Below are 14,830 nucleotides of genomic sequence, written 5' to 3'. Positions count from 1 at the left end.
AATTTGCACTAGCTTAAGCAGGTGGTATATTTGATAAAAGTTAAATTAAATTACTTTAAAATAGATAAAAGTCTACTTCATGCTCAAACCAACCTTAAACCAGCTCAAGATTTTGCAAACTGTGGCCGAAGAGGGCTCGATTGTGCGGGCCGCTGATCGGTTGCATCTAACGCCACCCACGCTATCAATCCAATTGAGCAAGCTGGCCGATCATTTAGGTGCGCCGCTGTACGAGATTGTTGGGCGGCGTGTTGAGCTGACCGGCGCTGGGCGCGACACCATCGCCGCAGCGCAAGCTATTCACCAAGAGTTGGGCTTGTTAGAGCAGCGATTGGCCGCGCGGGCTGGTATTGAGCGCGGGCGACTGCAGGTGGCCGCCGTATCGACCGCAGAATCGATTCTGCCAAGGCTGATTGGTGCGTTTCAAAACGAGCACCCCGGCTTGCAGATTCGGCTTAAAATTGTACCCCGCGATGAACTACTCGGGCGTATTGATCGCGGTGATGACGATCTATACCTGATGACCCGGCCACCCAAGCGGGAGGGGTTGCTGATTGAGGCTGTGGGAGTAAATCCGCTGGTTATTATCGCCCATCCCAGTCATCCCTGGCTCACAGAACCACACCATCCATTATCGGATTTGGGGCAGCAGCGGTTTGTTTCAAGAGAAATGGGCTCGGGTACTCATTATTGGATTGGGCAATGGCTGGCGAGCCGTGGCATTGAATTTGCGCCGTCGCTGGAGCTCGGTAGTAACGAGGCCATTAAACAGGCCGTGATGGCTGAGCATGGCATTGCAATGATTTCTTTGCATGCGGTGAGCGCAGAGGTAAAAGCCGGGCAATTAGCGCTATTGCAGCTGCCAGATGTGCCCATGCCAACGTGGTGGTACGCGGTTAGGCCTACCGCCCGACAAACCACTCCAGCCGCGCAAGCCTATTTGGATTTTTTAAAGCAGCGCTGGCCTGAGCTTGACGAATCGCTACTAGAATTACTGCAAGCGCGGGGCTTTCCAACCGCGCATATTAAAAAGACGAACGCGAAGGAGTATTGAATGAATGTAATTACTGCCACTGAGGCACGCAGTAACCGCTATCGGGTAACGGAAGTGCTCCGACTTTGGACTCATTTATGAGTCAATTATAACCCTAGAAATCGCATTGGCTCGGCGTGTTCAAATTGAGCAGACACCTCGCCGGTGTAAGTCTGGTGGTCAGATAGGTCTAATTTTCGAGTGCCGGCGTCTTCGCTGAAGTCGATTTTCTTAAGATCAACCCAAAAGATATTAGGGGTTAGAGCAGTCTCAAAGTAATAAACGAGGTCTTTTTGATCAGCTAACGAGCGCCACCGAGTGGTAGAGAGATTGGGGAAGCCCTCAATTTCAAAACCGTATGGGACTGAGACATTTCTAATGACACTAAAGACGCTAGCAACGGCGGTTCTGGTGTCGTCAGTTTGCGGGATCGCATCTAAGAAAAAAGACGCCCTAACGAAACGATCTGCCGCGGTGACGGAGCCTGGGAGAAACGCTTTTCCTGGGATGTTCTGCCAATACTTTGTGATGGCTAATTGTTCTTCAAAGGGCGGGCTGTTGGTCATAACCGTGTAGGCGGGGTCATGGTGTATCACGAGCCTGCCATCGATATATTCAAGAATGGCGCTATCGCCGCTGGCATCTGAGATTGATAGATGCACGGTGGTGAACTTCTCGGTGCCGGGGATAAAGTCGGAAACCACCGCAAACGATTCTTGACCCAACGCCTTAACGGCCTCGGCGACCGTTGCAAAATTATCCAGCACATACTGCGCCCAAAGCGAAATCGCCATACCTGGTGTGTCGCCCTGTTTGTCAAAAGTTGGGTATTCTGATTCCACCAACCAGAGCAGGTTAGTAACGAGGCCTTTTTCGTTCATTCCATCGGCGATAGCGATATCCCAAGTGCTAACACCCACGCTGCCATACTTGGACACCCACTCAATCGAGTTTTTTCCAACTTCACCGCTGCGCTTTGTGCCGCGCGGAAATATCCACTGGTTAGCCGGTATCTCGATGGAAAAATCCATCGTCCTACCTGTGATCACTGTGTCATTAGGTCCTTTGTAAACCACGCGCGTGCAGGCGGCAGCCTCGATACTGAACCCAATTGCCAAGCACACTAAAAAATAGATGCTGGCAATTGTTGTTTTTTTAGCGAGGGTGGTTGCCGTCAAGATCATGCTCCTTGCTGCTGCCCAGACAATACCGCGATGCGGTTGGCCTTGAAAGCCCAATCCTCTTTGGGTGAGCGCTACGCCTATTTTTAGCGCAGTTGGCTGTCTTTGCTGCCCCGGCGGTTGTAGCTCAAGACTAACGCCCTGCGGCAGGGCACTCTTGGCTCGCCTAACGGCGTCATTAACAGCACTTTCGATTTCTTCCTGTGCGGCATCTTCACTGCCAAATCCTTTAGCCATTTTTTCCTGCCTAAACTGTTGTGACCTTTGAAAATATAACCTGATCAACCATTAGGCTGTTGACGACTATATTGCTTTGTGTGAGGCGGAAGGTCGTAAGCCTGGATTCTGCTGAATAAGGTGCGCGATATTGCGCGCATCATCAATACCGCGATGCGGTTGGCCTTGAAAGCGCAATCCTCGTTGCCTGAGCGCTACGCCTAATGAGACGCGCCTACCGCCAAACACGCGTTGATAAGCCTTTTTGATATTGATGTGCTCTTCACCCAACGGGCTATCGATGCCGTGTAACGCACAGTCTTGATCAATTTGCCGCCGATCATAGGCCCCCCAGCTGGCCCAAGGAATGGATGAATCGGTATCGGTATAGCTCGCCTGCCAATCGGCAAGGTGCTTTGCAACCGTTGGGAAGAGGGCTGCCGCGTCCACATCGGCCTGCCCAATATGGGTGAGGGAGCGGCAAAAATCGCTCAGTACTGGATGTTTAATCGGTTTAACGAACTGCTGAAACTCGCTCACGATTTGGCAGCGGGCATCTAGCATTACCGCCCCAATCTCGATGATTTCCATTTCATTGGTTGGCAGCCTGCCATCGGTGTCGCAGGTGGCTTCTAAGTCTAAAACGATCAGGTGGTTGAGTAATTGCATCAAGCCTCCGACATGCTCTGTCACACCACTGTGTTTTACTGATCGGCTGAGTTTAATGGGAGTGGCTATGACTGAGTATCAAAAATATTGGCGTAAAGACCTTAGCAGTGTTTCCCCCAAAAAACTGCGGCTTGCCCGGCTGGCGCTCAATTTCTGCCGAGCAACCTTAGATGAAAAAGCACGTTTATCGATCTACTCCAGCGCCAATCGCGCTGCGCAATCGCTCTTACTGCCGCTCATTGACCCCGAGGGGCAGGCTGATCTGAGCAAGCTTGCTGATGATCTTGACGATCATGATCTGGATTTTCTCATTAACGATGAGAATAAACTGCATAAGCGAGAATGGGATCAGATCCTTGCGGCGATGCCCGAGAATCTCTTCGAAAACATTCGGCTGGTCGATCAGCAAGATCCATTTAATGAGGTGCCCAATCTCTTTTGTAAGGTGTTGGATCTCGATGAGGTGGATCGTCGCTTGTTGCTGTTTGTTGACTTACTCTGCTCATCCAAACCACTCAGGATGCTTTGCAGAGAGGGTGGAGTGGAAAACTCGCAAATTAATTCAGAGCGACTCGCGCTGCTGTTAGAAACCTCTGCATATGCCGTTCGCACGGCGCTTCGGCCCGAAGGGCGGCTGCGTCAGTTGGCCTTATTAAAGATGTCTGAAAACGCGGATCTGGAGGACTTTCTCCAGCCAGGTGTCGTTCTCAAACAAGCGAATGAACACTCACCTCGCAATGAAGCTGAGTTATTGGGCGTTTTTGTTGAGGAATTAACGCCGGCGCAGGTTGGGTTGAATGCCTTCCCGCATTTGGTGAATCAAGCAAATCGTGTGCGTAAGGTTTTTGAGCAGGCGCTTAAAATGCAGGAAGCCGGCGTGAACGCGTTGTTTTATGGCTCAGCCGGTACCGGTAAAACAGAGCTGGCGAAAGCGATCGTCTCATCGATGGGCTATACCGCTTACAACGTGCGCACAAGCGATGCCAATGGCAATCCTTTGAACCGCGAGGGGCGGTTAGGCGGCTACCAAATGGCGCAAATCCTGCTACAGGGGTCGCAGTCGAAATTGCTGATTTTTGACGAAATTGAAGACCTGCAAGGGACGGATGAGTTGATGCTGTCGGGCTTAACTGGGTATGCGCCAAGCCAGGATAAGGGGTGGTTCAACCGGGTATTAGAGTGTAATCAGGTGCCAACCATTTGGATCACAAATTACCTAGACTCCCTCGATCCAGCAGCACGCCGGCGCTTTTTGCTTTCGATTGCGTTTCGTACACCGCCGCGGGCAGTGCGCCGCGACATGGCGGCAGGGATTCTTGCGCAGACGGGCGTTTCCGATTGGCTGATCGACCAGGTGGCTGCCGATGTGCTGATTAATCCGGCGGCACTCAGCAATGCGCGGCGGGTTGTGCGCCTATGCCCTGATGAAGAGGTGAATGCGCTTGTGATTGACACGTTGGCCGACTGGCGCCGCACCATGCATCGGCAGGCTGCACCACGAAATCGTACCGTGAACACCACTATTGATTTGCGTTTACTCAATATGGAAGGGGCAAACACGCCGAGTGCGGTGGTTGAAGGCATCCGCAAAAGTGGGCAAGGGCGTTTATGCCTTTTTGGCAAGCCAGGCACCGGAAAAACACAGTTTGCCGAGTACCTTGCCGAGGCATTGGATCGAGAGCTCATCGTGGCAACTGCGTCCACCGTGATTAGCCCTTATGTGGGTGTGACAGAGCGTAACCTTGCGGATCTGTTTGAGGATGCAGACCCCGGCAGTGCGGTTATTTTGCTCGATGAAGTAGACAGTTTTCTGATTGATCGTCGGCATGCGGAGCATAGTTGGGAGAAAACGCAAGTTAATGAGCTTCTGCAGCAGATGGAGCGCTTTCCTGGCGTGTTTATTGCAGCCACTAATTTAATGGATGGCCTTGACGCCGCCGCCATGCGGCGCTTTGACCTTAAGCTTCAGTTTTTGCCGCTAACTACTGAGCAGCGCTATCGGGTGTTTGCACAAGAGGCGCTCGGCAATGCACAGGCCGCCGTGCCTGAGACCAGTATGCGGCTTTTGGATAACCTGAAAGGCTTAACGCTGGGCGATGTAGCGAATGTGCAGCGCCAACAAAAGGTGCTGGGTGAAGCCCTGTCGCCCGAGCAGTTCTTAAACCGCCTACGGGCGGAGTGGGAGTTGAAGGCCAAAGACGAGTAGTAAGTAGGTTAGATCACTGAGTTTAAATTTGAGGCTTCCCAAAGACCACGTCGGAGTTTCCTATATTGTTCCAAAATTTTGTGAACCAATTGCCTCCACCCGCTACTTGATCCAACGCTTCATCAGAGAGTTCGGTAAGATCGTCAGTGGTAATTTCATGGCCGACTTCGCTAGCTATTGCGATGACCGCTTTGGTGGCATCCGCGGCTGAGGCATTCTGGGTGGCTGCGGCTAATTTGGCTTGGAGGTTGGCATCATCGGTAACCTGAGCCATAAACGCGTTAAAACTTTCCTTAGACATTTCCTTCTCTCTTTTTAGGTAGATGAAGCTCTAGGTTACTGGATCGGATGATGCCGACATCACTACACGTCCATGTTTTATAGCCGTATGTGCGGGAGTCGGGCAATCATTGATCAGACCCTGCGCATCGGGCCAAGAAGCTTTTCGATCTCGCCAACCAGTTCGAGAAAAACAGGGTCGGCCTGGCGCTGGTGGGTATGGATACGCAGCGGCGGTTGATCGGTAATATGCAGCACGATCACCTCGCGCTGGTCGGAGCCAAAACCAGAACGTTGAACATGCCAGCGGCTGATGGCTTCCATGGCGACGCGGCGGGTGCCGTAGAGCCCGAAAGGCAGACGGGGAAAGCGTGGCCTAATTGTCTCAACCACTGCATCCGGTGTGACCGACCAGACCACAACCGCCATTTGGCTGAGCCCGACAACCACAATCCAGCCCAGCCCAATACCGATGGATAACACGCTCGGCTCGCCGCTGATAAGGAGAATCAATATCAGCCCAGATAGGGCAACGATTAGCGCAACAAACTGCCGCGGTTTGCTGGCGGTCTTTGCTTGATACTGCACGCGTGATGCCTCCACTGGTATCGCTATTGTTCGGCGCCGTTAATCGATGTCTTGTAACATTTCGCCTCACTCCTGACAAAACGCCTCCCGCGCCTCAAGTAACGTCGCGGCAAAATTATCCGGATTGTTCATGGTTTCAAGTAGCCTGCGAATATCGGCGCGATAGCGTTGTGGGGTGTTCACCCAAAACAGGCCATAGCGGTTGCCGGCCTTATCCAACACAACCGGTGGGTTTTTAGCGAATCGGTTCCAGGGGCTATATGGGCTAAATTGCCCGCCGTAGGTGCCGCCGCGATTCCAGATGCTTTGCGGGCTGAAGTGAGAACCATATTGCCCGCCAGCCCGGCAAACGGATTCTGGGTCAAATCGGATGCAGGTTAAACAGCCCAGATAAGTGGCTTGGTTGGCCCCGCCATAAATCACCAAGGCAGAGCGCTGGGCGTGAGCGGGGAGTGCTGCCAACAGTAGGCCGAGAATAAGTAAAAGGAGGGTGGTTTTCATGAGGGTAGATGCCGATCAACCATTTCCTTTGACGGCAATGACGGTGCCGCGCCGGCTTTGGTGACGGATAAACCGGCTGCCACGCAGGCCCGCCTGGCCCCATTCGGTAGTGATTGACCTGCAGCTAATGCCGCGGCTAGCGCGCCATTAAAGGCATCGCCGGCGCCGATCGTGTCGACCACGGGGCCGGCGTTAAACGCCGGGATGATGCCTTGAAAGGCATCGCTGTCGATATACACGCCCCGTTCGCCCAGTGTAATGAGCACACTTGTAACCCCGCGCTGACGCAAAGTGGCTGCCGCCGCGGCAATTTGAGTATCAGTTTCTAGCGCATGGCCCACCAGGGCTGCTGCTTCTGATTCATTGGGGGTGAGATAGTCAATCATTGGATATAAGGGCGCCGGCAGCTCAAGGGCGGGAGCCGGGTTGAGAACGACCGGTACATGGTGCGCTTTTGCGATGGCAATGGCGTGTTCGCAAACGGGCAGGGGTAGTTCAAGCTGACAGACGAAGATGTCTGCCGCTTGAATGCAGGCCGCCGCATCATCAATGTGTTGGTTGGTGATCTCGCGGCAGGCGCCGGTGTCGACCACGATGGCGTTATCGCCCTTATTCGCGTCTACCAAAATGGTGGCGGTGCCGGTGGGCAGGGCCTTGTCGGTAGTGACATGGGTAGTATCAATACCGGCTTGCGCAAACAACGCTTTGCCCATGGCAGCAAAGGCATCGTCGCCCAGCCGAGAGATAAAGCTGACCGCTGCGCCCTGATAGGCCGCGGCAACCGCCTGATTGGCGCCTTTGCCGCCGGGCTTTAAGCTAAACCCCTGCCCACGCAAGCTCTCTCCCCAGCCGGGGAGGCGCTCGGTGCGCGTTATCAGATCCACGCAAAAAAGCCCTAAAACGCAAACATTTGCCATAGCACGCATACTATCAGAGCGATTTCTGATGTTCTTACAAATATAAAGTTTAAACTTGGATTTGTAAGCTGATTCCGCGTACCGCTGCTAACACCCTCGCGCGCGCAGTCTTTGGCTGGCCCGCCGCAACGCGAAAGTGGCAAAGTTTTGCCGGTGATAAGGCCTTACTCCCGATTATTGTTTATGGCGGTGAGGGCGAATTCCAGCGTAAATCTTGCCGCGTTATGGGTTGGCGTGAAGCCTGCTTATCTGGCCGGCGGCAGTTGGGCTGATCGTTGTTTGTGGCGATTCAGCTCCCGCTAGGCGGTATGCCGAGAGGCCAAACGGCTTCATGAACTCCTCTCGAAGCAGTTTGAAAAAAGATCGTTTTGACGTACGTACGTAGTCACGTACAATTGATGGCGTTCAACATGTGAGGAACACACTATGGTCGGGATCACTGCCACTGAGGCGCGCAGCAACCTGTATCGATTGATTGATGAGACCGCCGAATCCCATCAGCCCATCATCATTATGGGTAAGCGAAACAAAGCCGTCTTAGTCTCCGAGGAAGACTGGTCCGCGATTCAGGAGACCCTCTACTTGCTCTCCATCCCCGGCATGCGGGAATCCATTCGTGAGGGGATGGATACCCCGGTGGACGAATGCGATGAGGAGCTGGATTGGTGACATGGCGATTGGTCTACACCAAACAAGCCCGAAAAGATGCCAAGAAGCTCGCCGCCAGCGGCCTTAGAGCCAAAGCGCAAGAACTCTTGGCGCTGATTGCCGAGGATCCATTTCGCAGGCCGCCACCGTTTGAGAGACTCATCGGTGACCTTGCTGGCGCTTACTCACGCCGAATTAACATCCAGCATCGACTCGTTTATCAAGTGCTCGAGGAGGCGCGGGTTGTGAAAGTCCTCAGGCTTTGGAGCTACTATGAGTAACTCTGTGTTTTCTAACCGAGTGGCTAAGGTGGATCTAAGGATGTGGTTATGAAAACACTGGGTCTGATCGGCGGGATGAGTTGGGAGTCTACCCAGCTATACTATCGGCTAATTAATGAAGGGGTGCGGGCAGAGTTGGGCGGGCTGCATTCGGCCTCATTAATTTTGCAGAGTGTGGACTTTGCCCCGATTGAGCAACTGCAGGCCGAAGGTCAATGGGCGCGTGCCGGCGCACAATTAGCGGGTATTGCCAAACGTCTTGAGATGGCCGGCGCCGATGGCGTGATCTTATGCACCAACACGATGCACAAGGTGGCCGAGCCGATTGCCGATGCCCTGTCGGTGCCTTTTCTGCACATCGGTGATGTCACGCGAGCGGCAATTGAGGCCGCCGGGTATTCACAGGTTAGTTTTTTGGGTACCCGCTTTACGATGGATGAGCCCTTTATGATCGATCGACTGCAGACCGATTCCTTGCGCGTTGATGTGCCTGATTTGGCAGATCGAGAGATCATTAACCGAGTGATTTTTGAGGAGCTCTGCCGCGGCAAGATCCTTGAGGCGTCACGCGCCGAGTATCACCGAATTATCCAGCAGCTTGCAGACCAGGGGGCTGAGGCCGTGGTCTTTGGCTGCACTGAAATTGGCATGTTGGTCGATCCAGCCAGCTTGCCGATCCCGTGCCTGGATACCACTCAGCTACATGCCGATGCAGCGGTTTCTTGGATGTTGTCTATTAAGCGTATGCCAGGTTAGGAGCACCAGCTATGAGCATGTATCGGAAAGCCATCACGCTGACTAAACAACAGAACGACTGGGTGAAAGGCCAGATCGAAAGCGGTCAATTCGGTAATGATAGTGAGTATATCCGCCATCTTATCCGTCGAGACCAGCAGGCCCAGGAACGCCTTGCCACGCTGAGGCAGGCCCTTGCGGAGGGTGAGTCAAGCGGAGAATCTAAACCGTTGAATATATCGGCTATCAAGGCGGCTGGGCGTAGGCGGATGAATACCTAGATCAGCTTGAATCAGAGGTGCTCGTTGTTCGTGTGCTGCACGAGGACATGTATGCACCTGAAAGGCTACTGGAGTAGCGGCGCTATGCTCTTTCCGGAAAGAATCGATGACATTCTTTGTGGACCAATCCCCCGCGCCTAATAACCTCGGGCGGCCAACCCGTATTCACTCCTGCTCCTACGATCATTTCTTCTTGCGGTCATTTAACGCATTGGCCACCGAGCCGATCACAGGGTTGGTCTTGGAGATGTTATCCAAGAGCAGGGCCGCCAGAATAAGCCCTGCAGAAGCGATTAAAGGATCAGGGCAATGATTGCTCCGACAATTAATAAAGCTTCTATGCTTGTTCTTCGTCGTCATTTCAAGAAACGTTGATCGTGAATCATCAGACCGCCAAGATTTGTCGGTATGCGGAGCTATACTCCGAGTTATGGCCGACCCTTTTTTTGAACGCATTGCCGTGATTGGTTCACGGGGTTTTGATGACTACGCCCGGCTAGAGGCCGTTCTGGCTCCTCATCTGCCGGCGATTCTCGTTTCCGGCGGCGCTCAGCACTGGCGCATGGATGACACGGTGACCGACTGATGTTGACTCCCGCACACTGGATTGCGCCTGATGGCGAGCGCCTCAACGTCTGCACGTCGCACATCGCGGCGGTGATTGCAGACCCTGAGCGCTTTGGCGTTACCGAGGGGTGGCTGCGAGCCGTTTATGCTGAGCATGGCGAGGGAGATCGGTTTGGCTGCGAAGGGCAGGCTCGTGAGGTGATTATTCGGCATGTGGTGTCTGAAGGCTGGATCCGTACTCGCCGATACATTCGCCCGAGTAGTTATTGGAGCCTGACTGTGGCCGCGCTGGATGTTAAGACGCAGGCGCGAGTGGGGGCTTGGGTAGTAGCCGGGTTAGTAGAGGGTTGGCTTAAGCCTGCCACTGAGCTGCGGATCTATGCCTTGCTCAATGGGCAGCTTTCAACGCTAGAGGTGGCGGATACGGCCAGTTGGCCTTCATAATGGCTGACGGTAAAACTGATAAGATCGATTAATCTTCTGGTTGGTGTATCCACGGATTTTGCTGGCCACCTCTTGGCTAATGCGATCGTACAAAGGTTCTTTTCGTTCAGTAGATGGGGAAATGGAAAAGAACCCGGGCCTAGCTCGGTTTACCCAGCCCGCAATGCGATTAACGCACTCGCGCTTGAGCGAAAATACATCAACACCAAGATCTTCGTCGCCGGTGAGGGCAAAGTCATCCGGGTCGTAGTCTTCCCATTTCTGAAAGGGATCGTACTCCTCAAAAGCGTTGCGTAGATCACCAACCTTTCGCGAATAACCGCCCATGAGTAGCAGGGCGATGGCGCCCGGTGAGCGCAGCAGTAGGCGGTATCTAAACGAACCAATCCAGAATTCTTGTACTTCGGTATCGTTCATAGGCGCAGTCCTGCAATCGGTAGTCGTGGCGCCCGATCTAGTGTTTCGAGGATTTGCCCATCTAGGGCATAAACCACAGCATGATCGGGCTGGTAGTTGATCGTGAAGCCAGTGATGCGGCCGAAAAAGGGTATGACGTCCGGGGCGTTGTCTTGGCAAAAGCGAATGTAGTCTGATTCGGCTAAGTCAGTGGGAAAGGACAGGTGTAAGTGGGCGGGGGCGTTTATCCACGCGGCCATGCTGATGGATGTGGGTCGGCTATGCTCGGTTTGCCAGATGGCATGGGGCTTAAAGGCGGCGCGGTAGGCCGCTTTAGCTGCTTTAGCTTTAGCCTGGTTTTGCGCATTAATCGTTTGCCTGAGTGCGTCAGACGGTACTTCGAGTGCCGTGGCCAGGTGGGCTGTGAAATCAGGGTGACCGCTGATGCCCTCGTGCATCAACTGATCGAGTCGGCGCAGCGCCTTGTTAGTGTTGTGCCCCAGTCGCTGACCAAGCTCGCCACGCGAGAGCCCCAGCTCGGCCATGCGAGTTTTCACAAAAGCCTCGATGGGAGTGGGTTGCCACATAAAGCCTCCTTACTTCGTGGAGCTTTAGTATAGGCAGCGGGTGCGACAGCATGTGTCGGATAGCGCGATAACTTAATTCATCTAACGTGGCACAATAGAAGTTATGAATGATCTGCTCTCCGCCACGGAACGTCAGGCAATTCTGGAGTACACCAGTCGCCGTTTTGTGTTGTCCGCCCGCAGCCCGCACGGGCCGGCGCATTGGGAGCGCGTGCGCTACAATGGCCTGCTGTTGGCTGAGACGACTGGCGCAAATCGTCGAGTTGTTGAGCTATTTGCCTTTTTTCATGACAGCTGTCGGCAAACGGATGGCTGGGACATTGAACATGGTCCGAGGGGTGCCGAGCTTGCGCGCGCTCATCATACCCAGGGGCTGCTCCCAGTTAGCGACGCTGAGCTTGAGTTACTGATTGTCGCCTGCCGCGGCCATACCGTTGAACGGACTCACGCCGATCTCACCGTGGCGACCTGCTGGGATGCAGATCGTTTGGATTTGCCGCGAGTCGGTATAACCGTTGATCCAGCCTATCTGTGTACTGACGCGGCCAAATCCCCATCCGTTATTCGTGCAGCCGAGGCGCGAGCACTGAGGCCTGCGCCTCGGCTGCACCGGCGATAAACAACCGGCTCAAAAGCCAACGCTAACACCTAGGCTAAGTGCATCGAGATCAGAGAAATAGCGCATGTACTCGCCGCCAATCCAAACGTTATCTGCGATTTGATATTCCACACCCAGCCCCCAGCTGCCCGAGGTTTCGCTTGCGCTCTCCGTGGCGCGGCCTGGCATCAGAGGCGGGCGTGTTTCAACCGTGACATCCGCACTTGCGCTCGTGAAACCGGCGGCCGCATAAAACACGGCTCTATCCACTGGTAGTGTGAAAAGCGAGTAGGCACCAGCGAAATTATCCAGTGAGTAGGTGCCGCGAAATGGCGATCCATTGATGGTGAAATCCTGTGTGTCATCGCCCAGCCCAGTGCCGAGTCTCGCCTCAATGCGCAGGGTGTCTGAAAACACATAGCCAAAGCGCCCAATCAATGCATCCAGCTCAAAATCGGCTTCATCCTCCAGCGTTGCTGCGGAAAATTGAAGCCCGGCATATAAGCTGCCTGGGTCTTTTGCGTGAGTGGCTTGCAGGCCAAGCGCGAATACCCCGGTTGTCAGAAGCGCCGCTAACCCAAGACGAGCTGTTGTTGTTGCCATTGTTCTATCTCCTGTGTTGGCTGATATCGTTTCTGCCATCGCAGTCTAGACGGTTCATTCCACCCAATGCTGAGGAAAAATAGGGGAAATTTTGCACGCGCTTGAACTAGCGAATCATTCCATTCAATGTTGTTTTGCCAACTGGAGGTGCGGGGATGAGTGGATTTTTGAAGAGTTTGCGAACACGGCTTGAGGCGCGTCGGCAACGTCACGCCGAAATGAGAAGTTATTTAAAGTCCGCGCAACCGCCTGAGCCGGTTTTGACCGGGACTGGGCGGGACTATAGCGTGATGAGTGAAAATGATCGGGCGCTCAAAGTCCATCTGCCAGAAGCCGTCCACGTTGCGCTCAGCGAATTGTGCGAGAAGCATGATTCCAACTTCTCCACCCTCATTCGCCATGTTTTATTTATCTACCTCTATGGGCGCTATGACCTCATCGCTTTGCTTGAGCGTGGAAAAGGGCAGTTCGATATCACAGATCGCGCTAGTGGTCACTTCATGCGGGTATCCAATGCAGACAACCGTACCGCGGACTTAGGCAAAAATGACCATGACATCAAGACGTGGATTCCATCGCAGATGTATGCTGATCTTAAGCAAGCCGCTGATAACAAGAGCATTCCACTATCCGTATTCGTGCGTGAGGTGATAATCACCTACCTGTTTGGTCATCAAGCGCTGCCGGAGCGGGAGTCGGCTGGGGGTGGAGAAGCGTAGATAGCGCCTTACTCGAGCTGATGCTTGATCTTTTTCTCAATCAACCGCTCCATGGGGCTCGTCTGCAGTGATCACAATGGTGACAGGCAGACCAAAGGGGCCATAGGGTTTGGGGGAGTCATTCATAGAAGTTCCCTCTTGGTAAATTTGATGTCGAATGATGTGATTTATCGTATAACTCGGATGCGACAGGTTTTGTCGGAGCGACGCGTTACATTACGCGCCGTGCTTGCAATGAGGTCCGGATATGACATCTCCCATCCAATGGTCTGACACCCTGAAAAATCAAACGCGCCAGGCGCTTGAGAGCCATGGACTGGATATGCCCGCCCCAGCGATGGAACAGGTCAGTTTCAAAAACGCCGATGGCGGCTATGGGCTGATGCCGATTGACGAGCTGCTCAAGGGCCGATTCGTGATCACCCGCCACGGGGCAGACGTCGGCGAATCCTTTGAGACGCCGGAAGCGGTCATCGAAGCAGGCTGGGTGATCGACTGATGGGGGATCTCGCGCTCAAACGCATTGCCGTGATTGGTTCACGGGATTTTGATGACTATGGCAAGCTTGAGTCCGTGCTCGAGCCCCATCTGCCCGCGGTGCTTGTCTCTGGCGGTGCCAGGGGCGCCGATGCACTCGCCGAGCGTCTGGCGGGCGAGCGTGGGCTGACCATCGACGTCATCCCCGCCGACTGGCAACGCTACGGTCGAGGGGCCGGTCCCATCCGTAATAAACAGATCGTTGAGTCGGCGGATCTTGTCATCGCCTTTTGGGATGGCAAATCCCGCGGCACCCGCTCGGCGCTAGCGCATGCGGACAAGGTGGGTGTGCCAGTGGAGGTTCATCACCCTGATGGATCGGTGACAGATTGATTTTCATTGCGGGCCACTTCGCCTCCAAGGACTATTAGGCGATAGCCCTCACGCTCAAACGCCTCTAGCACTAGTGGATTTTTAGCAACATGCCGGAATGCCATACCAAAAGCTGGGCTTTCAGGATCGAACCATATTTCAGGTGAACTAGACGGCCCTGATTGACGTAGCATCAGCAGTAAGGCGCCGAGCAATTGGCCAAGCGCCATAACGCCAGCCCGCGTGTTGCACCGGCTGTCGACGTAACGCCCCGCATCTTTTGATTGGTCACAGGCAGTCAGAAAGCAGACTGCGCCAATCGGTGTAATGTCGATTCGCCATGATCGCCCATCCACACGGATATAGGTGACCCACCAGCTTGCTTCTTCGTCCACACCGCTGTTGTAGATGGCTTGGTTCCCGCTATATGATTCTGATAGAACGGGCTTTACGTACTCGCTCAAGCAAAAATCTTTGAATGACCACAGTTCGCCAGATTCAGTCGCGATCAACATACTCATTTGGATAGTCT

The 14,830-nt window shown here is 53.9% G+C and carries 22 protein-coding genes; 12 read left to right on the top strand and 10 right to left on the bottom strand.

Annotated elements, in window-relative coordinates:
- Positions 1 to 79: 79 nt before the first annotated feature.
- Entirely contained in the window at positions 80 to 1,054 is a 975-nt protein-coding gene (locus tag GH984_RS02985; RefSeq protein WP_153718698.1) for a LysR family transcriptional regulator, read from the top strand.
- Positions 1,055 to 1,140: 86 nt separating this feature from the next.
- Here GH984_RS02985 and GH984_RS02980 read toward each other — a convergent pair whose 3' ends face one another.
- Together GH984_RS02980 and GH984_RS02975 are read right to left on the bottom strand one after the other, a co-directional pair.
- Positions 1,141 to 2,451: a linear amide C-N hydrolase gene (locus GH984_RS02980; protein ID WP_253939084.1), complete on the bottom strand. Its 1,311-nt coding sequence runs from the start codon at positions 2,449 to 2,451 to the stop codon at positions 1,141 to 1,143.
- 66 nt (positions 2,452 to 2,517) lie between these two features.
- Positions 2,518 to 3,099, bottom strand: a complete 582-nt coding sequence (locus GH984_RS02975) for a 3'-5' exonuclease (RefSeq protein ID WP_153718697.1) — start codon at positions 3,097 to 3,099, stop codon at positions 2,518 to 2,520.
- A gap of 67 nt (positions 3,100 to 3,166) precedes the next feature.
- Between GH984_RS02975 and GH984_RS02970 the strand changes: the two genes are divergently transcribed.
- Complete coding sequence (locus tag GH984_RS02970; RefSeq protein ID WP_172973149.1) at positions 3,167 to 5,305, top strand: AAA family ATPase; 2,139 nt, start codon at positions 3,167 to 3,169, stop codon at positions 5,303 to 5,305.
- Positions 5,306 to 5,327: 22 nt separating this feature from the next.
- Here GH984_RS02970 and GH984_RS02965 read toward each other — a convergent pair whose 3' ends face one another.
- From GH984_RS02965 to rbsK, 4 genes are all read right to left on the bottom strand, one after another.
- Complete coding sequence (locus tag GH984_RS02965; protein ID WP_153718695.1) at positions 5,328 to 5,606, bottom strand: Nif11-like leader peptide family RiPP precursor; 279 nt, start codon at positions 5,604 to 5,606, stop codon at positions 5,328 to 5,330.
- A gap of 113 nt (positions 5,607 to 5,719) precedes the next feature.
- On the bottom strand, positions 5,720 to 6,172 hold the full coding sequence (locus GH984_RS02960; protein ID WP_153718694.1) for a hypothetical protein: 453 nt from the start codon (positions 6,170 to 6,172) through the stop codon (positions 5,720 to 5,722).
- 66 nt (positions 6,173 to 6,238) lie between these two features.
- Positions 6,239 to 6,673 (bottom strand): hypothetical protein, encoded by a 435-nt coding sequence (locus tag GH984_RS02955; RefSeq protein ID WP_153718693.1) that lies wholly within the window; start codon positions 6,671 to 6,673, stop codon positions 6,239 to 6,241.
- Positions 6,670 to 7,590 carry a ribokinase gene (gene rbsK, locus GH984_RS02950; RefSeq protein WP_256365591.1) on the bottom strand — a complete coding sequence of 307 codons (921 nt, stop codon included), beginning with the start codon at positions 7,588 to 7,590 and terminating at the stop codon, positions 6,670 to 6,672. Before rbsK ends, GH984_RS02955 begins: the two co-directional genes overlap by 4 nt.
- Positions 7,591 to 8,016: 426 nt before the next feature.
- On the opposite strand from rbsK, the gene GH984_RS02945 reads away from it, so the two are divergent.
- The 6 genes from GH984_RS02945 (at position 8,017) to GH984_RS02915 (ending at position 10,546) form a co-directional block, all read left to right on the top strand.
- Entirely contained in the window at positions 8,017 to 8,259 is a 243-nt protein-coding gene (locus GH984_RS02945; RefSeq protein ID WP_153718691.1) for a type II toxin-antitoxin system Phd/YefM family antitoxin, read from the top strand.
- Positions 8,256 to 8,519 carry a Txe/YoeB family addiction module toxin gene (locus tag GH984_RS02940; RefSeq protein WP_369691901.1) on the top strand — a complete coding sequence of 88 codons (264 nt, stop codon included), beginning with the start codon at positions 8,256 to 8,258 and terminating at the stop codon, positions 8,517 to 8,519. Before GH984_RS02945 ends, GH984_RS02940 begins: the two co-directional genes overlap by 4 nt.
- Positions 8,520 to 8,567: 48 nt before the next feature.
- On the top strand, positions 8,568 to 9,275 hold the full coding sequence (locus GH984_RS02935) for an aspartate/glutamate racemase family protein (protein ID WP_153718689.1): 708 nt from the start codon (positions 8,568 to 8,570) through the stop codon (positions 9,273 to 9,275).
- A gap of 11 nt (positions 9,276 to 9,286) precedes the next feature.
- On the top strand, positions 9,287 to 9,535 hold the full coding sequence (locus GH984_RS02930) for a type II toxin-antitoxin system ParD family antitoxin (RefSeq protein WP_153718688.1): 249 nt from the start codon (positions 9,287 to 9,289) through the stop codon (positions 9,533 to 9,535).
- Between the two features lie 430 nt (positions 9,536 to 9,965).
- Entirely contained in the window at positions 9,966 to 10,121 is a 156-nt protein-coding gene (locus tag GH984_RS02920; protein ID WP_153718686.1) for a hypothetical protein, read from the top strand.
- Entirely contained in the window at positions 10,121 to 10,546 is a 426-nt protein-coding gene (locus tag GH984_RS02915) for a hypothetical protein (protein ID WP_153718685.1), read from the top strand. Before GH984_RS02920 ends, GH984_RS02915 begins: the two co-directional genes overlap by 1 nt.
- Here GH984_RS02915 and GH984_RS02910 read toward each other — a convergent pair.
- Positions 10,541 to 10,963, bottom strand: coding sequence for a hypothetical protein (locus tag GH984_RS02910; RefSeq protein WP_153718684.1), 423 nt, complete (start codon positions 10,961 to 10,963; stop codon positions 10,541 to 10,543). The two genes, GH984_RS02915 and GH984_RS02910, sit on opposite strands and share 6 nt — an antisense overlap.
- On the bottom strand, positions 10,960 to 11,529 hold the full coding sequence (locus tag GH984_RS02905) for a hypothetical protein (protein WP_153718683.1): 570 nt from the start codon (positions 11,527 to 11,529) through the stop codon (positions 10,960 to 10,962). The genes GH984_RS02910 and GH984_RS02905 overlap by 4 nt, the downstream gene beginning before the upstream one ends.
- A 103-nt stretch (positions 11,530 to 11,632) precedes the next feature.
- Here GH984_RS02905 and GH984_RS02900 point away from each other — a divergent pair, with 103 nt between their 5' ends.
- Complete coding sequence (locus tag GH984_RS02900) at positions 11,633 to 12,148, top strand: HD domain-containing protein (RefSeq protein WP_216643608.1); 516 nt, start codon at positions 11,633 to 11,635, stop codon at positions 12,146 to 12,148.
- A 9-nt stretch (positions 12,149 to 12,157) separates the two neighbouring features.
- Here GH984_RS02900 and GH984_RS02895 read toward each other — a convergent pair whose 3' ends face one another.
- Positions 12,158 to 12,730 (bottom strand): outer membrane beta-barrel protein, encoded by a 573-nt coding sequence (locus tag GH984_RS02895; protein WP_172973147.1) that lies wholly within the window; start codon positions 12,728 to 12,730, stop codon positions 12,158 to 12,160.
- A 155-nt stretch (positions 12,731 to 12,885) separates the two neighbouring features.
- On the opposite strand from GH984_RS02895, the gene GH984_RS02890 reads away from it, so the two are divergent.
- The 3 genes from GH984_RS02890 (at position 12,886) to GH984_RS02880 (ending at position 14,319) form a co-directional block, all read left to right on the top strand.
- A complete protein-coding gene (locus tag GH984_RS02890; protein WP_153718681.1) occupies positions 12,886 to 13,449 on the top strand; it encodes a hypothetical protein in 564 nt (187 codons plus the stop codon).
- A 247-nt stretch (positions 13,450 to 13,696) separates the two neighbouring features.
- Entirely contained in the window at positions 13,697 to 13,948 is a 252-nt protein-coding gene (locus tag GH984_RS02885; RefSeq protein ID WP_153718680.1) for a hypothetical protein, read from the top strand.
- A complete protein-coding gene (locus tag GH984_RS02880) occupies positions 13,948 to 14,319 on the top strand; it encodes a DUF2493 domain-containing protein (RefSeq protein ID WP_153718679.1) in 372 nt (123 codons plus the stop codon). The genes GH984_RS02885 and GH984_RS02880 overlap by 1 nt, the downstream gene beginning before the upstream one ends.
- Here the strand turns inward: GH984_RS02880 and GH984_RS02875 are convergent.
- Positions 14,292 to 14,762 carry a hypothetical protein gene (locus GH984_RS02875; protein ID WP_172973146.1) on the bottom strand — a complete coding sequence of 157 codons (471 nt, stop codon included), beginning with the start codon at positions 14,760 to 14,762 and terminating at the stop codon, positions 14,292 to 14,294. The genes GH984_RS02880 and GH984_RS02875 overlap by 28 nt on opposite strands.
- Between the last annotated feature and the right edge of the window lie 68 nt (positions 14,763 to 14,830).

It is taken from the genome of Spiribacter salilacus (assembly GCF_009649225.1).
In the GTDB taxonomy this organism is placed as follows: Bacteria; Pseudomonadota; Gammaproteobacteria; order Nitrococcales; family Nitrococcaceae; genus Spiribacter; species Spiribacter salilacus.
This window is presented reverse-complemented; position numbering and strand designations above follow the sequence as displayed.